Source organism: Bacillus cereus (assembly GCF_002561295.1).
GTDB lineage: Bacteria > Bacillota > Bacilli > Bacillales > Bacillaceae_G > Bacillus_A > Bacillus_A cereus_S.
Genome location: NZ_NTUG01000020.1, coordinates 149,497 through 173,090, shown reverse-complemented (window position 1 = coordinate 173,090; position 23,594 = coordinate 149,497). Strand labels below are relative to the sequence as shown.

Genomic DNA, 23,594 nt, shown 5'->3' with positions numbered 1-23,594 from the left:
GGTCCGTTTCTTTCAAGTATAAGGTGTACCATTTTGATGCAAACTACAAAGAGCATAGAACGAAACTTTCCAGCAGAAATGTTTCGTTAAACATTGACTAGCTACTCTCCATGATGAAACAGAAAATTTCTCTTACTTGTTCAAATTGAACAACAATCGAAAGGATGATTCAATCATGCCGATTAATCAACAACATCAATTAGAAATCTTAAAAGATATTTTAATCAATCACCAAAGTGATTGCTGTGGAACAGTTTCTGAGTGCGAACAATTAGAACGGCTCATTCAATCATTGCTTGCAAATGATACTATAAACAGCGATGTAAAAGCAATGCTAAATGATGTATATTATTATAGTCAATCGGGTAAATATTCTCCTGATTTAGACAATCATATTTCTAATAATCAAGAGCAACTCACACAATGGATTTCTGGAATGGACAATTTTTCTTAATTCCTTACTCTGAAGCAAGTAGTTGCTGTAAATATTGATGCCAATATTCAGCTTCTGCTTGCTGTTTTTTTGTTGTATGCCATTGAACAGATAAAATAGTTTGCGCTATTACATACCACTTCATACGCTGAACCAATGATTCATTCATTGTAATCCCATAATACGCTAACCACTCGTCCCATTCGTGACGCGGAACATACCAATGTAATAACATGCCAAGATCGAGGGCAGGATCTGCAATAACAGCTCCGTCCCAATCAATTAAAAATAATTCATCTTCATCCGATAATAACCAATTGTTATGATTCACGTCACAATGACATACAACAAATTCATCATATTCAATATCCTTCAGTGTAGCTTTTAAATACCCCAGCCCTGTCTGAATTGTTTCATCCGTTCTTATGTCTCCTCTTAAAATAAAATACAATTGTTCTAATAACTCCTGTGCATGCAGTGGCTGCTTTCCAAGCCTTTGAATCATCTGTACAAGAGCTTTAGAAGAATGTATTTTCTTTAAAAGCTTCGCAACACGCTCTAATTTCATATCTTCTGGCTCTAGCTTCTGTCCGGGAAGCCATTTTTGGGCTGAAATTACATCACCGTTCGTTACCCTTCTTGTCCAAAGTAATTTTGGAACAATTCCCTCTGCTGACAATACCGCTAAAAAAGGCGATGTATTCCGCTTTAAAAATAGCTTTTGTTGTCCATTCTGCGCAATATATGCATCGCCCGTTGCTCCACCAGCTGGTATAAGACTCCACTCTTTTCCTAATAATTGTTCCAACCATTCCATATCCATTACCCGTTAACAAATCCTTATCTTTTATAGTTATGAAAAGAAAAACCGCAACATATTTTGAACATGTTGTGGATTCATATAAAAACGCCCATCACTTCGTTCCTTTATATTTTAAAGTGCGGGTTTCTCGTGCATCTTCACGAGCAGAGTTGACACAGTTTCCTACTGGTACAACCTCTTTATTCCATTGGCAAGCGCCTTTGGAACTACTTTTTAATCTATTCTACAAAGGCGATTACAATCCATTCATCTTCATCCTCAAAGACATGCTGAACATAGCCCTTGAGGACGATATCTTCTTGCTTGTTTTTTGGTAAAATAAAACTTGGCATAGGCCAAGAAATCAGGACAAATCATTTATCCATTCTTTTATATTTTACAAAACCAATCATACAATGACAACTTATCAAAATCGTCACCTTTGTCAATTCTACATTTATTACATTCTCATCGTCAAGTAGCGATTTGTCACATTATCGCCAATATATACGAGCTAATTGGGGCCATTTGGAATTCCCTTCCTTGAAACGAGGAAATTGGCTTTATATTTGCTTGTTCACTATCTGCTAATATGTGCCACATTTCATCTTTTGGCAGTGAAACCGTCTCACGTTGCAAGCCGTTATGAAATAAAACAACAATTTCTTTCCACTGGCCGAACTCTCCCACATTTTGCAAATGATAAGCAACAACAGTAGGAGGTGTTTGTAAAAATGTCATATGCTTCTTTATAAGGTCAGTTGCTGGTAAGCGAAACGCTCTATGCGTCTTACGAATTGCAATTAAGCCTTGTATATAAGCGATTGTTTCCATTTCCTTCTCTTTTTGATCCCAATCAAGTTGATTAATTTCATCAGGCGCATTATAACTATTTTCATTTCCTTTTTTCGAACGGTAAAACTCTTGTCCTGCATGTAAAAATGGAATCCCTTGCGAGAACAATGTCATTGCCGTCGCTAATCGATGACGCCTTTTTTGCACTTCTTCTGCTTCCTGGTTGCTACGCACGAGTTTATCCCACATCGTCATATTGTCATGACATTCCACATAGTTAATACTTTGAATTGGTTCTAAAAATAACCCTTCTCCTTTTTCATTTATAAGACTTCCTGCTAACACATATTGTAAATGTTTCAAATCTATACTTTCTCCAAAGGCAAAACCACGTCTACTTACATCGAACGTGCTACCTTTTATCGCATCACGAAATTGATCATTGAACTGGGCGATTCGTGGCATTTTATGTGCATTATGAAGCGTTGCTTTCTTGTCTACTGAAAGTGGTGTTTGCAAATCCCATCCTTCACCTAGTAGCAATGCATCATGCTTTATTTTTTTTACTTCCTTCTCTAGCTCATTCACCGTTTCAACATCTAAAACTCCCATTAAATCAAACCGAAATCCATCAACATTATATTCAGTAAGCCAATATAATACCGAATCGATTATAAATTTCCGCATCATTTTTCGCTCTGATGCTATATCGTTTCCAACTCCTGTTCCATTTGATGGCATACCATTCTCATCATGTCTGAAATAATATCCTGGTACAAGCTTTTCAAAAGATGATGTTTCTCTTTCATATACATGATTGTATACAACGTCCAAAATCACACGAAGTCCATGCTCATGAAACGTTTCAATACATTGTTTGCACTCCTTAATTCGGTTGTAGGGATCAGTAGGGTTACTTGCATATACTCCTGTTGGAGCGTTGTAATATAATGGGTTATAACCCCAGTTATACATTTCCAAAGGCTTCATTTCATCTACACCAGCAAAATGATGCAAGGGCAAAATTTCAACATGTGTAATTCCTAATTCTTTTATATAAGAAAAGGCCGTTTCCGTTCCAAGCTTCCCCTTCGTGTGCTCTTCTGTTAACCCCGCATATGTTCCCTTTTTTGTTACACCACTATTTGGATGTATGGTCGCATCACGAATATGAACTTCATACAAGATTGCATCCGTAACAGAATCTAATTTTGGTAACATATTTTGCCGCTTTATATATGTCTTTGCAGGATCAACTACAATTCCATATTTCCCATTCACTGATACAGATTTTACATATGGATCTACAGCTTCGTTCCATATTAAATTAATACAAACGAGAAATGTGTACTGTGCCCTTTCAAAATCTCCTTGTAAAACAGAGGACCAAACGCCATTCTCTCCTCTTTTCATCTCATGATCCGTATACTCTTTATCATTTTTATAAATTCTTACTTTGGCAAGCCTTGCAGTTGGTGCCCACATTTTAAACGTTGTTTTTTCCTTTTCATAACAAGCACCTAAATCGCTACCATCATAATAATATTTTTCATCAAATACATTCGTTCGAATAACCGCCCCAATTTGTAAATCGGTTTCCTCATTCCGCTCATCTCGCACTGTATAATACTTCCCCACATCAAGTGGATCTTCCATATAACATTCATACTTCATTGCATCTGGAAGAGAAATGATTTGAGCAATCTTAAGCTCCCATACATGATTCCCTTCCCGTATAAAAAAGGTCCGGCTTGTTCCATACGTATGCGGGAGCAAAATTGTAATTTTATTCATTTCATCTAAATAGGCTTCAAATGGACGCTTTACTTTCAGCATAAAAAATCACCATCATTCTCGAAATTAAAATGAAACTACACACAAGCTTACTACTTTTTATAGTATATTCACATTCATTAAGAAACGTTTTTACACTTTAAAGTTCTGTAACTTTATTTCATAAATTGGCTTATATTTTGGAGTTTGATGGACATGAGACTCGTACAATGTAATGGTATCAGCCTGAAACAATACTGTTTCCAATTGCTTCAGATTTTTAAGGTTAAATTTTTCTTCCCCAACCCACTTACGAGCAACGGTAATATGCGGATGATAAGGACGTGTTTCAAGCGAAAAACCGTTTCTTTCACAAATCGCATGCACTTGTTTCTGTACAGAAACTAATGCTTGATTTTCTTTTAATCCTGCCCAAAATATACGAGGGCTCTCTATTAGACCGAATGTAGAAAAATTGTGCAGCGCGAGATTTAATTCTGGTATATTCACAAGGAGTTGTAATTCTTTCTCTATTCCTTGCAATTGTTCCTGCGTCGCACTCCCTAAAAATGCAAGTGTAATATGATAGTCTTCCTTATGTACCCACGAGCGAAATGGTAACTTGTCCTTCATTACCTCTTTATAATTTGCCAGTATTTCTTTTACATGATTCGGCAAGGTAACTGCTAAAAAATAATGTGGTACCATTTACATCCGCTCCTTTTTTATTATTGTTGCTTTTCTTCTGTATCTCATTCCAATAATATAAAGAAATCCGCCCTCCCAATGGAGAGCGGTCACATATCATCATGCAATCAACCTATTTCGCTAATTCATAAATTGCCTGTGCGTAAATTGCTGTTGCTTTTAATAAATCTTCAATTTCAATATACTCATCTTTTTGATGGGCAAGTTCTTCTTTACCAGGGAATAGCGGTCCGAATGCTACACCAGCTTGTAACGAACGAGCATATGTACCACCGCCGATTGCTAATAGCTCTGCTTTTTCTCCTGTTTGTTCTTCATACACACGTTGTAATGTACGAATTAAAACATGATCTTTATCAACATGATGTGGACGTGAGTTAGAGTAATCAGCGACTTGGAATCCTTTTGCTCCAACATAATCTTTTAATTTTTGCACTGTTTCTTCAAAATTCGTCGTTACCGGATAACGTACATTTAATCCTAGATTTCCACCTTCCGCTTTCGTATAAGAAAGGCGACCTACATTGATTGTTAATGGTCCGCTAATTTCATCTTTATAAGCGATTCCTGCTTTTTCTCCAAGCGTATCGTTCGTAAATGTTTCTGTAACAAATGCTGCAAATGAAGCACCTTTATCATCAAGAGCGATCGTTGTTAAGAAGTTTGCTAGCAAGAGACCCGCATTTTCACCTTTTTCAGGAGTAGAACCGTGAGCAGAAACTCCTTCTACTTGTAACGTCACAGTATTTCCTTCTACATTTGCTTTACCTGTTCTCTTCTCAGCTTGTAAGTATTGTTCATATGTATTTTTAATCTTCCCTGCTTCTTCAGTCATAAGTACTGCTTCTGCAAAATCAGGAACCATATTTAAACGGCGACCTGAAGAGAATGAAACAAGCTCATATTCTCCGCCTTTTGTTTCGCTATTTTGTTGTACAACTTGTATATCAGAGATTCCTTTTTCCGCATTAATAATAGGAAAATCAGCATCTGGTGCAAACCCAAGCGTTGGCATTTCTTCATTTTTAAAGTAGTGATCAACACATTTCCAGTTACTTTCTTCATCCGTTCCTAAAATCATACGAACGCGTTTGGAAAGTGGTAATCCTAATTCCTTTACAATTTTCATTGCGTAATAAGCTGCCATCGTTGGTCCTTTATCATCAATCGCACCACGTGCAAAAATCTTTCCATCACGAATATCAGCGCTATATGCAGGAGTTGTCCAACCATCTCCTTCTGGTACAACATCAACGTGGCAAAGAATACCAACTAACTCTTCTCCTTGTCCCATTTCCAGATGCCCTGCATACCCTTCTAAATTTTTCGAAGTAAATCCGTCTACTTCCCCTTTCTGTAACATGAAGGATAATGCTTTTGCTACACCCTCTCCAAATGGTGCACCTTCTTTTGCCGTCTCTTCTTCCCATACACTTTTAATTTGCAAGAATTGCTGCGCGTCACGAATTAATTCATCTTTTCTTTTCTCAACTTCTTCTGTCCAATTAATTGCTGACATAACTCATTCACCTCTTCTATATTCTCTCTTTCATCATAGCAAACGAAAATCCGATATGCCAACAAGATCATACTCAATAACGAACAATTTTAATATTTCAGATAGTTCATATTAGTTTTTCTTTTATTTTTCTAAAAAAATTTGCAGGAATTTGGCGTTTTACGTAGAAATTTATGTGGTAGTTGATAGAAGAGACATAAAGAGTGTCAACTACCAATATTTTTCTATTTTATTATTTGTTAAACTTTTGTAAAATTTAACTAGGTTAAAGCATGAAATTTGTCAAGTGGAGTACAATGGAAGTAAGGACCTTCTTTCCTGAATGGGGTCAAAAAAACTAGTAGAGGAGTGGTTTTCTCTTGAAACCTACGACTACTCGTATGCTAACACGCATTAAATCAATTTATATGTACATCAATGAGAATGGTACGGTAACGACGAAAGACCTTGTAGATGAGTTCGGGATCACACCGCGAACAATACAACGTGATCTGAATGTGTTGCAGTTTAATGAACTCGTGTATAGCCCTTGCCGCGGTAAGTGGACAACAACAGGAAAGAAAGTGAGAATGACCTCATAACAACAAACAATTGTATCTAAAATATAATACATACCCCTTTCTGTGAAATCAGAAAGGGGTTCTTTCTATTTTTGGAATCGGCCTCAATCTTAATTATCCGTTTGAACTTGATATGTTTTTAACATTTCCACTTCTTCATCTGTTAATTCACGGTATTGACCAAGTTCTAATTCTTCATCTAACACTAAAGGTCCCATTTCTGTTCTCTTTAAGTAGACAACTTTTTTCTCTACCGCTTCAAACATACGCTTTACTTGATGGAATTTTCCTTCTGTAATGACAAGCTCAATTTCAGACACATCATCGCTTTTCAAAATCGTAAGCGCACCTGGCTTCGTTTCATAGCCATCATCTAAAATAACACCTTTTGCAAATTCTTCTACATCTTTCTCTGTTACAATACCAGCTACCTGTGCATAATATTTTTTCGGCACGTGTTTTTTCGGAGATAATAACTGATGCGCTAGTTTCCCATCGTTTGTTAGTAACAAGAATCCTTCCGTATCAATATCAAGTCTCCCAACTGGGAATGGATCAAAGATTGCATCTTCTAATTCTAATAAATCAACAACTGTTTCATGATTATCATCTTCCGTTGCCGAAATGACACCTTGTGGTTTATGCATCATTAAATATACAAATTCCTTATATTCAACAATCTCACCGTGAATCATAACCTCTTGTTCTTCTACATTCACATGGAATTTTGCATCTTTAACTGGCGTCCCATCAATTTTCACAACGCCGTCCTTTAATAATTTCTTTACTTCTTTTCTACTTCCATATCCCATATTTGCTAATAACTTATCTAATCTCATTCTTTCACCTTCTTGTATTTATCATAGAAAAGGGGACGTGTATTACGCCCCTTTTGATTTCATCTTTATTTTTAGCTTACCACCAAGCTTACGCTGAATCTTCTCTAAAGCTTCTCCGCCAAATACTCTTTCAAGTACACCTGTGCGCATTGCTAAAATTCCGTAAGTAAGGCCACCAATCCCTGCACAAACCGCAACTGTAATGAGTGCGCCAAAACGACTATCAGGCGAAATTACAAAGGATAGAAGTCCTTCTGTTAGTTTTACTACAACTACCATCACAAGTGTTAATACAGCAATTTGGAACGTTCTCTTATATACGACATCGAATGAATAGTGTGCATGTTTACGAATTTGTCTATTCGTATACCAAACGGAAGCTAAGAAACCGACAGCAGTTGCTAAAACGGCTCCAATTGTACCGAAGTAACGAATAAAGATTACGTTACATAAGAATTTCAAAATAACGCCCATACCAAGCGCAATAATTGCATGCTTTTGTTGGTTAATTCCTTGTAAGATTGCCGCAGTTACTGTAAATAAAGCAAATAACAATGCAACTGGCGCATACCACATAAGAATTTGTCCACCTAATGGATCCTTTTCATAAAACGCTGTATAAATTGGATACGCAAGCGTAGAAATACCAACTACCGCTGGTAATGTTAAAAACATATTTGCCTGGAATGTTTGCGTAATTTGTAGTTTTAAATAACGAAATTGTTTTTCTGTAAATGATTTTGTGATTGCTGGAACAAGCGTTAAACTAAACGCCGTTGCAAGCGACACAGGAATCATAATCAACTTATGCGTCCACATCGTAAAAATACCAAGTGCTCGCTCTGCAATATCTCCTTGTCCAATTGCTTGCATGATAGAGTTAAATGTTAATGTATCAATTTGTTGATATAACGGAATTGTTAATCCAATCACAACATAAGGAATGGCATATGCAAATAATTCTTTAAATAACTGAATTGTACTTACTGTTGATTCTGGAACAGTTTGTTCAATTACGTATTGATCGAGATGCTTTTTGCGTTTAAACCAGTACCAAATGAGTACACCGAGCGCTCCTACAGCTGAAACAAATGCTGCAAAAGTTGCCACTCCAACTGCTTCTGCTACTGATCCTCCTATTACTTTAATGACAATAAAACTACCCGCTAGTAAAAAGACAATGCGAATAATTTGTTCAATAATTTGCGAAACTGTCGTTGGTCCCATTGATTGATGACCTTGGAAGAAACCACGAATTAAACTCGCTGCAGGTACAACAATAAGCGCAAAACTTACAAGGCGAATAATCTGTGTAACTTCTTCTATATTATTGTGTACACTTTGTTTTCCAAGCATTGCTTCTGCAAATAATGGCGCAGACATGTAAAGAACTAGGAAGGAAAGGATTCCTGATATAATCATCATAACCATTCCCGAGCGGAACATTCTCCTACTCGTCTTATAATCTCCAAGCGCATTATATTTAGAAACAAATTTTGAAACAGCAAGCGGCACCCCTGCCGTTGCAATACTTAAAAAGATCGTATATGGAATATATCCATACGTATAGAGCGTTCCGCCTTCTGTGCCAACTAAGGCATGAAATGGAAAGACATAAATCATGCCTAAGAACTTAACTAAAAAAGTCCCTAACGTCACAATAAGCGTTCCGCGCAGAAATTTTGAATCGGACATAGATGATCCTCCTACATAATATAACGCTGAACTCTAACCTTTGTATTGTACCACAATTCTTTAGAGAAACAGTAACTCACTGAATTTTTCTTTTCTATGAAAACATGCTATTCTTTTAGGCAGGAAATGTAGAAAATGAGGTCGATATACTATGCATTATGATGTTATTGTCATCGGAGGAGGCCCTTCAGGATTAATGGCCGCAATCGGTGCTGCTGAAGAAGGCGCGCGCGTTTTACTTCTTGATAAAGGAAATAAACTTGGACGTAAACTTGCCATTTCTGGAGGCGGCCGCTGTAACGTAACAAACCGCTTACCGCTTGATGAAATTGTCAAACATATACCAGGAAACGGTCGCTTTTTATACAGCGCGTTTTCTATCTTTAATAATGAAGATATTATTACATTCTTCGAAAAACTTGGCGTGAAGTTAAAAGAAGAAGACCATGGCCGGATGTTCCCTGTCTCTAATAAAGCACAATCAGTTGTAGATGCTTTATTAACGAGACTAAACGAACTAGGCGTTAAAATCCGTACGAATACACCTGTTGAAACGATTGAATATGCAGATGGTCAAACAAAAGCAGTTGTCCTTCAAACAGGTGAGGTTTTGGAAACAAATCATGTCGTGATTGCTGTTGGCGGGAAATCTGTTCCTCACACCGGCTCGACTGGAGACGGTTACGCTTGGGCTGAAAAAGCTGGGCATACCATTACTGAACTTTTCCCAACAGAAGTTCCAATTACTTCAAGCGAACCATTTATTCGTGATCGTACACTACAAGGACTTGCTTTACGCGATGTAAACTTAAGCGTATTAAATCCAAAAGGTAAAGTTGTCATTTCTCATAAGATGGACATGCTCTTTACCCACTTTGGTATTTCTGGTCCCGCTGCTCTTCGTTGTAGTCAATTCGTTGTAAAAACGATGAAAAAATTTAAAATGCGCGCGGTAGAAATGAGCATCGATGCACTGCCAGAAGAAAATGGCGAACAACTCTTCCAGCACATGATGAAACAAATGAAAGAAGAACCGAAAAAAGGAATCAAAAATGTGTTAAAAGGATATGTTCCTGAGCGTTACTTCCTATTCTTATTAGAAAGAAACGGAATTGACGGTAGCGAGCAAGCTGGACAAGTTTCTCACGAAAAGATTCGTGCACTTGTGAAAGACTTCAAAGAGTTTAAAATAACAGTAAACGGTACGCAACCACTCGAAAAAGCATTCGTTACAGGCGGTGGTGTTTCTGTTAAAGAAATTTATCCGAAAGAAATGGCTTCTAAATTCATGAACGGCCTATACTTCTGCGGAGAAGTTCTTGATATTCACGGTTACACGGGCGGCTATAATATTACTTCTGCTCTTGTTACAGGCCGAATTGCTGGAACAACCGCAGGACAAAACGCGAAAATGCAGTACTAAAAAAAGAAGCACGAGTGGATTCTTTCCACTCCTGTTTCTTTTTTATTGCTTTATATAGCTTAGTAGCTTTATATTTTATAATGTTGAACAATCGAAACAAAGGGGAAAACATATGCGAAAAAAAGTCATGATATCTTTAATGTTAATGACGTTCCTTTCTGCTGTAGAAGGAACGATTGTTAGTACAGCAATCCCTCGTATAACGAGCGATTTAGCTGGCGTTGAACTTGTTAGCTGGGTATATGCAATTTATATGCTCGCAACAGCAGTCTCAACTCCAATCTATGGCAAATTAGCCGATTTATTTGGTCGTAAAAAAGTATTGCTCATCGGCGCAGCCATCTTTTTAATCGGTTCTGCACTATGTGGAGTCGTGACATCGATGGAACAATTAATTGTATTTCGTGCTCTTCAAGGTCTAGGCGCAGGCGCTGTTATGCCAATTACAATGACGATTATCGGAGACTTATACAGTGAAGCAAAAGATCGCGCAAAAGCGCAAGGCTGGATGAGTGCTGTCTGGGGCGTTTCAGGCGTTATCGGCCCACTAGTAGGTGGATTTTTAGTAGATTCACTTTCTTGGCGCTACATCTTTTTCTTAAACGTTCCATTTGGAATTCTTGCTTGCGCGATGATTGCCATTTCGTATAAAGAATCAATCAAACCAGCGAAACATCATATCGATTATCCTGGTGCAATTATTTTCTCACTAAGTACAATCGCGTTACTCTATGCACTTTTAACAGGAAGCAGTAAGCAAAACTGGGGAGATATTACAATTATTGGCCTCTTAATCTTTGCGGCTGTTTCATTCATTATTTTCTTATTCGTAGAGAAGAAATCTCCGGAGCCATTAATTCCGTTAGCACTTTTCTCTAACCGTACATTATCAACTGTAAATATTTTAACACTGATCGCTGGTGCAATGATTATTAGTATTACAATGTACCTGCCGATTTGGAGCCAAGGTGTATTAGGTAAAAATGCAACAGAAGCCGGACTTATTCTCATGCCAATTCCTGTTATGTGGACATTCGGTGCAATTTTCTCTGGGAATTTAGTTGGTAAGTTACAAACGAAACAAATCATTTTACTTGGAGCTAGCATTTTATCAGTCGCTACCTTCTTATTATTCATCTTATCAACTCATTCACCAGCATTTCTTATTTATATTGCAGTTGGACTCTTCGGCTTAGGAATGGGGCTCATTACACCAATTTATATGGTAACCATTCAAGCAGCTGTCCCTGCCCATACGCGCGGTACAGCAGTCGGCTTAAACACATTTATTAATACATTTAGCCAAACATTAGGTGCAGCTATCTTCGGAACAATCTTTAATACGATGATCCACGCACAAGGCATTAAAAATCTCGATTTAGTCTCCTCAGGCGGACACGGTGCAGCAACTAATGTAGTAACAGAATCTCAAGAGGCATTGGCTTCGAGCGTTCATGTTATTTATATGAGTACATTTGCGCTTGCACTTCTTACGCTATTTATTGGATGGCTTCTATTAAAGCCAGCTAAGCAGACCGCTGAACAGTAAAAAAAGAGGCTGATCGCTTATAGCGATCAGCCTTTTCAGCATATTGGGAAACAAGAGTCAGTAGACTCTTGTTTTTTTGTCATTATTTGTTGAAAGGTCGATATCTTTTGTCGAATCGTCGATATATTCTAATTTGCGCCGATATATGGTGAGAAATGGTCGATATATTGGAAAAATCGCTGATATAATTTCATTTACCAATTTACACCTTCACATTCCTCATATATATAACAACACTTACTTCTCATTCTCCACCACATATTTCAGCATAGACAATTTATTATTCCAAAACTGCTCATAATACGAAAGCCATTGTTGTAATTCCGCTAACGGCTCAGGCTGTAAGCAATATATCTTTTCTCTTCCAACCTTTCTTCCGCTTACTAATTTCGCTTCTGAAAGAATGTGAAGATGCTTCGCTACTGCTGTACGACTCATCGGAAAATGATCTGTTATTTTAGAAATCGGTAATTCTTGTTCTGTTAATAACCGGAGTACTTCTCGGCGCGTTGGATCAGCAATTGCTTGAAAGACGTCATATTTTGCTGCTGATGAGGACACTTAGCCTTCAACAACCTTTTTCAATTTTTCATTTACGATTGCTACCCAGCCGCCTGCCATTCTATCGCGAATGACAGAAGCTTTCTCGTTCGCTTTCGAAATCTTCTCATCAGACTGTTTCCATCCGCCGTGAATAAGGGTGAACTCCGTTTTGTCACCTAAATCCTTTAAAATGAACGAAACAACCCAGCCATCAGTATCCCACGAAAAAGATAGACGATGAGGCTCATCAATTTCTAACACTTTACATGGAGATGGTCCAAAAGGTGATTGTACATGAAACTCATGCCCTACCTTCGGCTCAAAGTCATTTGGCATAAACCAAGATGCAATTCCTTCCGCAGTAGATACTGTATTCCATACCTTTTGAATAGGCGCTTCAAAAACAACTGTTTGTGTAATATCTTGTAATGTATTTTGCTCGTTCATATTATGTCTCCTTTATTAGGCGTTAAAATACAATACCTTTTGGTTTCGCTTTTCATAATATAACACCTTTTGGTTTTATGTCAACTTATGTAATCCCTACTTAAAAACATAAAAAAGAGCTGACTCAGCAGCTCTTTTTTATGTTTTATATATAACCATCGCCGAAAAACAATAAATTTGATTTTCATCATCATTAATGGATACACCAACTTGATATTTAATATCTACAAATTGATTTTCATCAAGCTTCTTCAAAAACACATTTACGGAGTCTTCTAAGTCCTTCTCATGACTTTCATCGAACACCTTAACGCGAATCATGTTAACACCATCCTAGATCGCATGATTATTGCCACGGTGCGTATCTATGATGCGATAAAACTTACCATCTTCATATATATATCCGTCTTCTAACACATATTTCTTATCTTCAGTATAGACATAAAACTTACCTATCATAAATTTACTCGTATATAATTCTAAATAATTTGATTTGAATTTTGCTACTACCTTATTTGTAATATCAATTTTTATTGTGCGCCCCACCTTCTCTCCCTCCTTTAAAAAGAACGGATTTAGGTATATTGTATTAGCGATTTTACATTTTATGATTAAAAATAAGTGGATATGCTTTGCATTTTTCACCGAAAGCCCCTCAACTTCCCCTTAAAAAACACTTTATTTTTTTTAAGGGAAATGAGATAAAAATTTCACCTTAAAAATTATTGACACGGATATATATCGTATGTTAATATAATAAATTTGATATTTTTCTCCATATGTGTTATCATTAAGTGTAGTTACCACATATGGAGGTGGATGATTTGTTTCAAATTGGTGATAAAATTGTTTACCCTATGCACGGAGCAGGAATAATCGAAGCAATTGAGGATAAAGAAGTGTTAGGAAAAACACGTCAGTATTGTGTAATACACATGGTGATTAGCGATATGCAAGTGATGATTCCTATGGACAAAGTAGCAACTTCAGGCATACGTTATATTGTCGATAAAAACACATTAAACGATGTATTAGTTGGCTTCCATAATGGTGAAGCTGACTCCTCACTCTCATGGAAACAAAGATATACCATGAATATGGAGAAAATGAAAAATGGGGATCTCTCAGACGGCGCTGAAGTTGTTCGTGATTTAATTCGCCGCAATAAAGAAAGAGCATTAAATGCGAGTGAAAAGCAAATGCTAGATAACGCACGCAGAATTTTAATTAGTGAAGTTGCACTTGTGCAAAATGTTTCAGAAAATCAAGCAACAGATTTCTTGCAAGATACGATCAATCATTAATATGAAACTTATATATTCAAATTTAAAATAGCTGACGGCTATTTTTTTTTGCATACAAATTGAAGAGCTAATATACACCCTTTCTTTTTGATGGAAGAGAGGCTCCAGCCATGCGTGGAAGCGGTCAGATTCTCAAACCAATATAAACAACAGCATGACCCTAGTATAAAAACTAGAATCATGCTGCTTTGTTTTTCTCTCCTTTTAAGAAACAGTACAATCATTTCCTCTATTTATGATTCAACATCATTAACAGCTTCTCTTGACTATACATCCACACTGTAATAATTAAACATGCAAGCGCTACTTCTGACAGTGCCATAAATCCAATCGCATAATGGCCTGTTAGCTGGAATAGTAACGTTAAAATTAACGGCGGGAAAAATCCTCCTAAACCACCTAAAGCTGCAACGAGTCCGTTTACGACCCCTGCTTGCTCGGAAAAGTACATCGGTACAAGTTTGAAGATTGTTCCATTTCCAATCCCAGCGCAAAATGCGACGAGTAAACATCCAAATGTATATACATTCATGCTTGGCATAAACGATAAAATAATACCAGATAGTGTTAAACCGATGAATACAAAGATTAAAATTTTAAATGGATTAAATTTATCACCTAGCCAACCACCAATTGGGCGCATAATTGTTGCTAAGACGATGAATCCAGCTGTTCTCATACCTGCATCTACTTTTTCTAACCCAAAGTGAGATACTAAGAAGTTTGGTAAGTATACCGTAAAGGCTACGAATGAACCGAAAGTTAAGAAATAGAAAATACACAAGAACCAAAGTTTTTCATTTTTGTATACACCTTTTAACTGTTCCATTAATGGTGTGTTCACTTTTCTCTCATTACGATCACCTAGTAAAAAATTCAATAGTGCAAAAATAGCAAGTAAGATTAAAAAGGATTGAACAGTTGCTCTCCATCCAAATGAAGTCGCAATGACAGGTGCTAAGAAAGATGTAACTGCTGTTCCTACATTACCTGCCCCGTAAATACCATTTACAAAACCGTGACGCTCTTTCGGATAATACTTCGGTAAAGACGTTACACCTACAGAGAATACTGCTCCGCCAATCCCTGCAAATAAGCCACCAATAATTAAATCCATCATCGAATTCGCAATACTAATATAAAAGACAGGGAATAGTAAAATAATAAAACTTATAAAGAATAATTTTCTCGCTCCGTAACGATTGGTCCAATAACCAATTGGTATTCGAAGCACCGACCCTAAAATAACGGGTACTGCTGTAACAAGGGAAATTTGTCCTGCTGTTAACGCAATGTCTGCTTTAATAAATGGCATTAACGAAGATAAAATCACCCAAACCATAAAGCCAATAATAAGATTAGAAGTTTGTAAACCTAACTGAAAATTCGTACTTTTCATCCTTCTCGCCTCCTATTTTGTTCAATGTTTCACAATATATGTTAATTCCCTCCAGTCTAATCACGTACTTCCGTGATTAGACTGGAAAAAATCAACCACCGCTCACTGGCGGAATCAATGCAACAACATCACCAGATTGTATTTTGTCATCTGCATTTGCATATTCTTCATTAATAGCCACCATAAGTTGATCAGAAACTGCGATATGATGTTCTTTCTGGATCATATCCTTTAATTCTGCAACGGTAATATTTTCACAGTCTATTTTTAGCTCGTTTGTTCCGGCTTCTTCTTGTAAATGCGCAAATAATAATACTTGAATCATTTTCCCATCTCCTTTCCAGGTTCTCCATTTGGATAAGGTGTTTTTTCTAATTGATCACCAATCCATGAGTCTCCATCTTCCCAAAATTCTTTTTTCCAAATCGGAACAATTTGTTTAATGCGTTCCATGATGTATTCATTCGCTTCATACGCCGATTTCCTATGTGGCGTTGATACAGCAACAATAACGGCGATATCAGAAATTTGAAGTGTACCGATGCGATGTGTGATTGCAACATGTGTCTCAGGCCACTTCTCTTTCACTTCCTCCCCGATTTTGGCGAGCATTTTCTCAGCCATTGTCTTATAAGCTGCATATTCTAAATATAGTGTGCGGCGCCCTTTCGTAAACTCTCTTACCGTACCAATAAAAGTTGTCACAGCACCACATTCGCGGCGAATGACTTTCTTTGTAACCTCTTCAATCGAAATTGGTGTATCTATTACTTCATAATACGTCTGCGTCATCTTGCACCCCTTACTGTTTGTACAAAGTATTCCATATAAGCTTCTTCCTCTGTTATATGAAATGTTTTGTATGTTTCTTGTAAACTTTGCACAGCATCATTCCACGTAATAACCGCTATCACATTCTCTACTTTATCTAATAAAGTAATATCTTCATTTGACCGAAGCAAAACCACTTTTGGATAATTTTCGGCTTTATATCCTTCAATTAAAACCATGTCTACTTCAAAAAAATTATATAAGCGAATGATTTCCTGTAAAGGCCACTCCTTCCGAACAGAAGAGAGTGATAATAAACCTGCTCCTTCTACAGCGCTCACTACAGCACCAGCTTGCCTATGCCGTTCACTATCTTTTTGTGGTACTTCTGGATAGCCACCATGTCCGTGATGCTTAATTGTGGCAACTTTCATTCCTTCCCCTGAAAAAGCTTGAATCAGTTTCTCCGTAAGCGTCGTTTTACCGCTATTTTGATAACCAACTATTTGTAAGATTGGAGTGGTTCTGCCCACGGCCACTCACTTCCTTCGTTCGATTCTAGCAATAACACGGAAACCGTCATTCCCGCTTCGAATCCTCTCGTTCCTCCTGGTAGAACAATAAAAGCATTGCTATCTGCAAGAGAAGAAATCGCACTCGATTTATCAAGTCCTACTGGCATAACTTGCAATTGTCCATTAACAAACTCTACTTTTCCTCTTACAAATCGCGTAAATGGATTTGCCTTTGGAAAGTCTTTCTGTAAAATTGCATCTGCCCGATATGCATGTGGTTCTTTCACATGAAGGAACGTTTGAATAACTGGATGAACAAGTAACTCAAAACCGACATAACAAGCAGACGGGTTACCTGATAATCCAAATAACAATTTCCCATTTACTTCAGCTACTGTTGTGACACTCCCTGGCCGCATCGCAATTTTATTAAAAAGAACATTCGCCTGTAATTTTTCGTAAATCGCAGGTAAGTAATCGTAATCACCTACCGAAACACCACCTGTTGTGATTAAAATATCCACTTCATTCATCACTGTTTTCACTGCTTCATAGCAAGCTTCTAAATCATCAGCCAGCTGCCCATAATACTTAACGATTCCGCCTACTCTAGCAATTTGGGCTGCAATCATATAGGAATTACTATTTCTAATCTTTCCTGGCTGAAGAGGCTCATGTACTTCTAGCAGTTCACTTCCCGTCGTTACAATTCCGACAACAGGCGGTTTCACAACCTTTACTGAATTGTAACCAAACGTCGCTAATAGTGCTGCTACACCTGGATTAATCTTCGTCCCTTTATTCACAAGGATTTGATTTTGTTTCACATCTTCACCTGTAAACGAAACATTATCACCTGCTTGAAGGGAGCGCTTTAACTTCATATACGTTTTACCGCTAAGCTCAAATCCTTCCGTCAGTTCTAACATGACAACTGCATCACAACCTTTTGGAATGGCTGCGCCTGTCATAATTCGAATAGCCTCAAAAGCCTTTACTTCTTCTGTAAAGACTGAACCAGCTCCAATTTCTCCGACTACTTCAAACTCAACTGGATTGTTCTGACTTGCCTCTTTTGTATCTTCCGCTCGAATTGCAAATCCGTCATATGGAGAGCGGTCAAAGTGCGGTACATCATGATCTGCTACAACATCTTCTCCAAGAATTCTTCCGTAGCTTTCTGTAATAGAAACTGTTTCTATTTCTCCTTGCTGGGCGTATTTCATCACCCTTGCTACTGCTTCAGCAACTGGAATTGGTACTCGTTTTTCTAACATTGTTTTCACCCCATATTTGCAAAATATCACATCTTGGTTAAACTTTATATTGTACAATGCTAATCATAATAGCAATGACTTCAAGGAGGTACTCTATGTCTTCATTTACTCACTTCAATGACCAAGGCCGTGCAAAAATGGTCGATATTAGCGATAAGAAAACTACTGTGCGAACAGCAATTGCTTGCTCTAGCATCTTAGTTACGAAAGAAATTTATGATAAAATCTCTCACAACGAAATTGGTAAGGGCGATGTATTAGCCGTTGCACAAATCGCTGGTATTATGGCCGCTAAACGCACTTCTGATATTATTCCAATGTGCCACCCCTTACTTCTAAAAGGAGTAGATGTCTCCTTTGACTGGGAAACAGCGAAAGAACAATATCGTTTACTAATTGAAGTAAAAGTCAAAACAGAAGGTAGCACCGGCGTTGAAATGGAAGCTTTAACAGCAGCTTCTGCAACTGCTCTTACCGTGTACGATATGTGTAAAGCTGTTGATAAAGGTATGATTATTGGCGAAACATATTTACTTGAAAAAACAGGCGGGAAAAGCGGAGACTACGTTAGACATCCACAGTCCTAATCCCTTGAACCTAAAGGCTTTCCTTTAGGTTCAACCTATATATCTCGCATACAACCCTTTCGCCACCGTCATATCATTCGTCCCGTGAATAAATGCTCTGCCATCTGTAAATAAAACAAAACGATAGTCATCAACTAGAAACGATAATAAATAGGGCGTCATTTGTACATCTACACTTTTTTGTAAGCGCTTTTTAATTTCTTCTAAATTAAGAGTTTGCGGCACTCCCGGACGAATTTGAACCGTATTCCTGCCACATAATACTTCTGTTTTCATTTGTGATTCAAACGTTAAACTTGGGTACGTACGTAGTTTTCCGCAAGATGGACATTTGTCTTTTTTCTGCCTGTTCACTTTAAATGCCATATACTGATTGTTCCAAAGGTCAAATGACAACATCGTTTCACGAAGCGCTCCAAAATCTTCTACCAATATTTTAAGTGCTTCTGTCACTTGGTGGCTGACAACTAATTGGACAGCTGGCTGTATGATTCCCGCCGTATCACATGTTACCCCACTGGTCGGATGCTCCATCAAACAACGGAAACATGGCGTTTTCCCTGGAAGGATTGTATATGTGACACCGTAGCTACCAACGCATCCACCATATATCCAAGGAATATTGTATTTTTGAGAAATATCATTAATAAGAAGACGTGTCTCAAAATTGTCAGTCGCATCTAATATTAAATCCACACCCTTGATTAATTCCTCCATCTCTTGCACCGCTACATCCGTTATAACTGGTACGATTTCTACTTCCGAATTAATCTGCCTTAAGCGTTCAGCTGCTGCAATCGCTTTTGGCTTATACTGATTTGCATCTTCTTCTGTATACAACTGTTGCCTTTGTAAATTAGTCCACTCAACATAATCACGGTCAGCAATGGTCAATGTCCCGATTCCCGCTCGAACAAGCGCCTCTGCACTTGCTGCTCCTAGTGCACCTGCACCGATAATCAGTACATGCTTTTCTCTTATTTTTCTTTGCCCCGTCCCGCCGATTCCAGAAAATAATACTTGCCTTGAATAACGCTCCTGCACACGGCATCCCCCTTTCTTATCCTCCTATATAAGACATTTCAATTTTCGGACGGTTATTTGCGCTTTCTTCCGTCCGTTCATCAGAATACCGATCTTTTCGATATTCCCATATATTTTGCACAACCTGTAATAAATCTGTATCTGAAATACCTTCTCTAAGCAAACTTCTTAAATCGGTTCCTTTCGTTGCAAACAAACAATTATAAAATTTACCATCCGCCGAAATACGCGCTCTCGTACAGGAAGAACAGAAAGATTCAGAAACTGAAGTGATGAATCCAACTTCCACATCACTACCCACATAACGATAACGCTTCGCAACTTCCCCAAAGTAATGAGGATCTACAGGCTCAATTGGATATACTTGACTAATTTTCTCAATCAATTCTTGTTTCGTAATGACCTGTTCAAAATTCCAGCCATTCGTACTACCAACGTCCATAAATTCAATAAAGCGAAGCGGAATTTTCTGTTCTTTGAAATAAGCAGCCATCGGAAGAATTTGGCCATCATTCATTCCTTTTTTCACAACCATGTTTACTTTCACATCAAGACCGGCTTCTTTTGCTGCCGCAATCCCTTTTAATACAGGTTTTGTACTGATATTTCGGCCGTTAATTTCCCGAAACACATCGTCCTCTATCGCATCTAAACTCACATTCACTCGGTGTAATCCGGCTTCTTTTAACGCCTTTGCTTGCTTTGTTAAGTGAATCCCGTTTGTCGTAAGTCCAATATCTGTTAAACCGTCCAGTTTCGCAAGCCTTTGAATAAGCTTCGGTAAATCTTTGCGTAGTAACGGCTCCCCGCCTGTAAGTCTAATTTTCTTTACACCCATGCCTACAAATAATTTTGCCAATCGTTCAATTTCATCAAATGTAAGCAAAAATTCTTCTTGCAAAAATGCATAATCAGGCCCGAACACTTCAGCAGGCATACAATAGGTGCATCTGAAATTACAACGATCAATGACAGAGATGCGTAGATCTTGAAGCGGACGCTGCAAAGAATCTGTAATCTTCTCGCGCATCGTCATCCCTCCTTTTCTGCTAAATTCTATCTGTCTTCATTCTATTATAATATATTTTTAAACTGCGATGTTTTTGCTCAAGCTCTTTATTCACTTTCTATGTCTTTTAGTTGCCTCCATCATAAAAAAGAAGAAGAAAGTACGTTGTGATATTTCTCACATCGCCTTCTTCATTCAAAAATTCTTCACAAATTCGTTCAAATTTTATTCACATTTCAGTTACAATTACTTTATTTGCGCACGATACTCATTTCCCCACTCACGCATAAGTGCAATAATTGGTGTAAGAGACCTTCCGAATTCCGTTAAAGAATACTCCACTTTTGGCGGAACTTCTTTATATACTTCACGATGAATTACTCCAGCCGCTTCAAGTTCTCGAAGCTGCCTCGTTAGCATGCGTTGTGTAATGCCGGGCATCAATCGTACAAATTGATTAAAACGAATCTCTTTGGCATTCATTAAATGAAATAAGATAACTCCCTTCCATTTCCCACCGATTACATCTAACGTTATCTCAACCGAACAACGATTTACATCCTTCTGTTCCATTTTGTCACTCTCCATTAGTATACAAATTGATACTATATGCTAAAAATGTGCGTACTTACATCATTTATTTTACTATTGTAGAATCAATTTTGTAATCAACTTACTATAAAAAAGCAAATTATTAAAAGGTGGTTGTTTAAATGGAACATACAAAAGAAGAAATTTTAAAAGCTTATCAATTTAGACATGCATGTAAAGAATTTGATGTAAATAAAAAAATCTCTGATGAAGATTTTCATTTTATTTTAGAAACTGGCCGCCTTTCTCCAAGTTCATTTGGTTTTGAGCCTTGGAAATTTGTTGTCATTCAAAATCAAGATATTCGTAACAAGCTCCTCCCTGTAGCATGGGGCGCGCAAAAACAATTACCAACAGCAAGCCACTTTGTCGTTATATTAGCTCGTAAAAAAGAAGAAATGATTTATAACTCTTCCTATATTTCTAACTTTATGCAAAACATTCAGCAGCTCCCAGAGGAAGTCATAACAATGAAACGTGGTTTTTATAAGGAATTTCAAGAAAATGATTTCCAATTATTAGAAAGCGACCGCGCAATGTTTGATTGGGCTTCTAAACAAACATACATCGCCCTTGGTAATATGATGACTGCCGCTGCCCAAATCGGGATTGATTCTTGCCCTATTGAAGGATTCCAGCAAGAAAAAGTAGATGCGATTTTAAAAGAAGAGGGAATTATTTCAGATGATACATTCGGGGTGTCTGTTTTAGTTGCCTTCGGTTATCGCTTGGAAGAACCAAAACGTGATAAAACTCGTCAAACGATGGATATGATTGTGGAATGGATTAAGTAATGTAAAAGAGTGTCTACAAAAGACACTCTTCTTTCTAGTATGAAATGTGCGCTTGTTCACAGCTACATATGAACTTATCACCTATAATAGAAAGATATTTCTTGCATTTTCACCATGTTTACACCCACAATAAGAAGTAGACTGCTTTTAAAAGAAAGGTGATTGCTGTGACAAACCGTACGGCATTATCAGAAGATTTAAAGGAATTGCTTGCATCTGTTGAATATAAAATGCAGATTAATAAAGGAAGTTATATTTTTCAGGAAGGTGTGGAGGCAAAAGAACTCTATATTGTTCACTCTGGAAAAGTGCAGATTAGTAAAATTAGTGCTGATGGACAGGAGTTAACACTTCGCATTTGTTCAACTCACGATATTATTGGAGAGCTAACATTATTTACGGATAATGCAAAGTATTTATTAAATGCAAAATGCCTTGAAAATGTTGAGGTTGGCGTAATTAAACGAGATGCTTTAGAAAAAGAATTGTTCCAAAAACCAGCTCTTTCCTTCGAATTTATGAAATGGATTAGCGAACATTTAAGAAGAATGCAAACGAAATTCCGTGATTTAGTGTTACATGGGAAAAAGGGAGCTCTTTATTCAACTCTTATTCGTATGACGAATAGTTATGGCGTATTAAAAGAAAACGGAATCCTAATCGATCTCCCCTTAACAAATCAAGAACTTGCGAATTTCTGCGCAACTTCACGTGAAAGTGTCAACCGTATGTTAAACGACTTAAAAAAACAAGGAATTATTTCCATCCACAAAGGCAAAATCACGATTCATAATTTGCAATTTTTAAAATGCGAAATTGCTTGTGAAGATTGTCCTGCCTCTGTTTGTAGTATTGAGTAGCCTCTCTATTGGAGAGGCTACTCTTTGTTCTTTCTCCTTTACTCTACAAAAAAGAATCACTCTTCGATGTGAAAAATGTCACAACTTCCCAAAAAATGTTATAAAGTGAAACTTTAATCAGTAGTGGTTTTCTTCATCCCTCACTAATTATTAACCCTCACCAATCGGGATTTTACGGGCAATTGATCCTCCACCTATCTTCCTCTTTTTTCTCCTAATCTTGAGGCAGGGGTCTTACTGCCCGAAAAAAGCGCGATAAATCTGAATTTTGACAATCTGTTGAACTGTGATAGATATCACATCTCTATTTGACGCGCTCTCTTATATTGAAAGTAAGCAAGAGAGACGCAATAAAGG

25 protein-coding genes and 1 pseudogene are annotated in these 23,594 nt (G+C 37.4%); 8 read left to right on the top strand and 18 right to left on the bottom strand.

All coding sequences use genetic code 11. The features are described 5' to 3' along the window. The first annotated feature begins 175 nt into the window (after positions 1-175). The gene (locus CN373_RS13930) at positions 176-454 is read left to right on the top strand and encodes a YtzH-like family protein (RefSeq protein WP_001122232.1); all 279 of its coding nucleotides are present in this window, start codon (positions 176-178) and stop codon (positions 452-454) included. Positions 455-458: 4 nt separating this feature from the next. Here the strand turns inward: CN373_RS13930 and CN373_RS13925 are convergent, their stop codons facing one another. From CN373_RS13925 to pepV, 4 genes are all read right to left on the bottom strand, one after another. Further along, complete coding sequence (locus CN373_RS13925; RefSeq protein ID WP_000367058.1) at positions 459-1,256, bottom strand: phosphotransferase family protein; 798 nt, start codon at positions 1,254-1,256, stop codon at positions 459-461. Positions 1,257-1,724: 468 nt separating this feature from the next. Beyond that, a complete protein-coding gene (gene pulA, locus CN373_RS13920) occupies positions 1,725-3,866 on the bottom strand; it encodes a type I pullulanase (RefSeq protein ID WP_000921767.1) in 2,142 nt (713 codons plus the stop codon). Positions 3,867-3,956: 90 nt separating this feature from the next. Further along, the gene (thpR, locus tag CN373_RS13915; RefSeq protein ID WP_000248922.1) at positions 3,957-4,511 is read right to left on the bottom strand and encodes an RNA 2',3'-cyclic phosphodiesterase; all 555 of its coding nucleotides are present in this window, start codon (positions 4,509-4,511) and stop codon (positions 3,957-3,959) included. Between the two features lie 112 nt (positions 4,512-4,623). Further along, positions 4,624-6,030: a dipeptidase PepV gene (gene pepV, locus CN373_RS13910; RefSeq protein ID WP_001274283.1), complete on the bottom strand. Its 1,407-nt coding sequence runs from the start codon at positions 6,028-6,030 to the stop codon at positions 4,624-4,626. 359 nt (positions 6,031-6,389) lie between these two features. On the opposite strand from pepV, the gene CN373_RS13905 reads away from it, so the two are divergent. Further along, positions 6,390-6,611 carry a DeoR family transcriptional regulator gene (locus tag CN373_RS13905; protein WP_000805512.1) on the top strand — a complete coding sequence of 74 codons (222 nt, stop codon included), beginning with the start codon at positions 6,390-6,392 and terminating at the stop codon, positions 6,609-6,611. An 89-nt stretch (positions 6,612-6,700) separates the two neighbouring features. Here CN373_RS13905 and CN373_RS13900 read toward each other — a convergent pair whose 3' ends face one another. Further along, positions 6,701-7,429: a pseudouridine synthase gene (locus tag CN373_RS13900; RefSeq protein WP_098359550.1), complete on the bottom strand. Its 729-nt coding sequence runs from the start codon at positions 7,427-7,429 to the stop codon at positions 6,701-6,703. Between the two features lie 42 nt (positions 7,430-7,471). Next, positions 7,472-9,124 carry a putative polysaccharide biosynthesis protein gene (locus CN373_RS13895; RefSeq protein ID WP_098359549.1) on the bottom strand — a complete coding sequence of 551 codons (1,653 nt, stop codon included), beginning with the start codon at positions 9,122-9,124 and terminating at the stop codon, positions 7,472-7,474. Between the two features lie 151 nt (positions 9,125-9,275). Between CN373_RS13895 and CN373_RS13890 the strand changes: the two genes are divergently transcribed. Both CN373_RS13890 and CN373_RS13885 read left to right on the top strand, forming a co-directional pair. Next, positions 9,276-10,547, top strand: coding sequence for an NAD(P)/FAD-dependent oxidoreductase (locus tag CN373_RS13890; RefSeq protein WP_098359548.1), 1,272 nt, complete (start codon positions 9,276-9,278; stop codon positions 10,545-10,547). A 112-nt stretch (positions 10,548-10,659) separates the two neighbouring features. Further along, positions 10,660-12,096 carry an MDR family MFS transporter gene (locus tag CN373_RS13885; RefSeq protein WP_001227996.1) on the top strand — a complete coding sequence of 479 codons (1,437 nt, stop codon included), beginning with the start codon at positions 10,660-10,662 and terminating at the stop codon, positions 12,094-12,096. Between the two features lie 237 nt (positions 12,097-12,333). Here CN373_RS13885 and CN373_RS13880 read toward each other — a convergent pair whose 3' ends face one another. The 4 genes and pseudogenes from CN373_RS13880 to CN373_RS13865 all read right to left on the bottom strand — a co-directional run bounded on the left by CN373_RS13880 (position 12,334) and on the right by CN373_RS13865 (position 13,632). After that, on the bottom strand, positions 12,334-12,657 hold the full coding sequence (locus CN373_RS13880; RefSeq protein WP_000098846.1) for an ArsR/SmtB family transcription factor: 324 nt from the start codon (positions 12,655-12,657) through the stop codon (positions 12,334-12,336). Then, positions 12,658-13,086, bottom strand: coding sequence for an SRPBCC family protein (locus CN373_RS13875; protein ID WP_001005357.1), 429 nt, complete (start codon positions 13,084-13,086; stop codon positions 12,658-12,660). Between the two features lie 138 nt (positions 13,087-13,224). Continuing rightward, positions 13,225-13,407 (bottom strand): sporulation protein Cse60, encoded by a 183-nt coding sequence (locus CN373_RS13870; RefSeq protein ID WP_000621753.1) that lies wholly within the window; start codon positions 13,405-13,407, stop codon positions 13,225-13,227. 1 nt (position 13,408) lies between these two features. Further along, positions 13,409-13,632: pseudogene (locus CN373_RS13865) on the bottom strand (DUF2553 family protein). A 263-nt stretch (positions 13,633-13,895) separates the two neighbouring features. Between CN373_RS13865 and CN373_RS13860 the strand changes: the two are divergent. Continuing rightward, complete coding sequence (locus CN373_RS13860; RefSeq protein ID WP_002058119.1) at positions 13,896-14,390, top strand: CarD family transcriptional regulator; 495 nt, start codon at positions 13,896-13,898, stop codon at positions 14,388-14,390. A gap of 229 nt (positions 14,391-14,619) precedes the next feature. On the opposite strand, the gene CN373_RS13855 is transcribed toward CN373_RS13860, so the two are convergent. The 5 genes from CN373_RS13855 to CN373_RS13835 form a co-directional block, all read right to left on the bottom strand. Continuing rightward, entirely contained in the window at positions 14,620-15,789 is a 1,170-nt protein-coding gene (locus CN373_RS13855) for a nitrate/nitrite transporter (RefSeq protein ID WP_098359547.1), read from the bottom strand. Positions 15,790-15,880: 91 nt separating this feature from the next. Further along, positions 15,881-16,114, bottom strand: a complete 234-nt coding sequence (moaD, locus tag CN373_RS13850) for a molybdopterin converting factor subunit 1 (RefSeq protein WP_000616901.1) — start codon at positions 16,112-16,114, stop codon at positions 15,881-15,883. Beyond that, a complete protein-coding gene (locus tag CN373_RS13845; RefSeq protein WP_000195324.1) occupies positions 16,111-16,581 on the bottom strand; it encodes a molybdenum cofactor biosynthesis protein MoaE in 471 nt (156 codons plus the stop codon). The genes moaD and CN373_RS13845 overlap by 4 nt, the downstream gene beginning before the upstream one ends. Further along, positions 16,578-17,099, bottom strand: coding sequence for a molybdopterin-guanine dinucleotide biosynthesis protein B (gene mobB, locus CN373_RS13840; protein ID WP_033664308.1), 522 nt, complete (start codon positions 17,097-17,099; stop codon positions 16,578-16,580). Before mobB ends, CN373_RS13845 begins: the two co-directional genes overlap by 4 nt. Further along, positions 17,063-18,352 carry a molybdopterin molybdotransferase MoeA gene (locus CN373_RS13835; RefSeq protein WP_098359546.1) on the bottom strand — a complete coding sequence of 430 codons (1,290 nt, stop codon included), beginning with the start codon at positions 18,350-18,352 and terminating at the stop codon, positions 17,063-17,065. Before CN373_RS13835 ends, mobB begins: the two co-directional genes overlap by 37 nt. A gap of 95 nt (positions 18,353-18,447) precedes the next feature. Between CN373_RS13835 and moaC the strand changes: the two genes are divergently transcribed. Then, positions 18,448-18,939 (top strand): cyclic pyranopterin monophosphate synthase MoaC, encoded by a 492-nt coding sequence (gene moaC / locus CN373_RS13830; RefSeq protein ID WP_000094152.1) that lies wholly within the window; start codon positions 18,448-18,450, stop codon positions 18,937-18,939. A 30-nt stretch (positions 18,940-18,969) separates the two neighbouring features. Here moaC and CN373_RS13825 read toward each other — a convergent pair whose 3' ends face one another. The 3 genes from CN373_RS13825 to CN373_RS13815 form a co-directional block, all read right to left on the bottom strand. Continuing rightward, positions 18,970-19,983 (bottom strand): molybdopterin-synthase adenylyltransferase MoeB, encoded by a 1,014-nt coding sequence (locus CN373_RS13825; protein WP_001158149.1) that lies wholly within the window; start codon positions 19,981-19,983, stop codon positions 18,970-18,972. 16 nt (positions 19,984-19,999) lie between these two features. Continuing rightward, positions 20,000-21,013 carry a GTP 3',8-cyclase MoaA gene (gene moaA / locus CN373_RS13820; protein WP_098359545.1) on the bottom strand — a complete coding sequence of 338 codons (1,014 nt, stop codon included), beginning with the start codon at positions 21,011-21,013 and terminating at the stop codon, positions 20,000-20,002. Positions 21,014-21,238: 225 nt separating this feature from the next. Then, positions 21,239-21,565 carry a winged helix-turn-helix transcriptional regulator gene (locus CN373_RS13815; protein ID WP_098359544.1) on the bottom strand — a complete coding sequence of 109 codons (327 nt, stop codon included), beginning with the start codon at positions 21,563-21,565 and terminating at the stop codon, positions 21,239-21,241. A gap of 140 nt (positions 21,566-21,705) precedes the next feature. Between CN373_RS13815 and CN373_RS13810 the strand changes: the two genes are divergently transcribed. Together CN373_RS13810 and CN373_RS13805 are read left to right on the top strand one after the other, a co-directional pair. Further along, a complete protein-coding gene (locus tag CN373_RS13810) occupies positions 21,706-22,377 on the top strand; it encodes an NAD(P)H-dependent oxidoreductase (protein WP_000401381.1) in 672 nt (223 codons plus the stop codon). 167 nt (positions 22,378-22,544) lie between these two features. Then, complete coding sequence (locus tag CN373_RS13805) at positions 22,545-23,237, top strand: Crp/Fnr family transcriptional regulator (protein WP_000184982.1); 693 nt, start codon at positions 22,545-22,547, stop codon at positions 23,235-23,237. Positions 23,238-23,594: the final 357 nt, after the last annotated feature.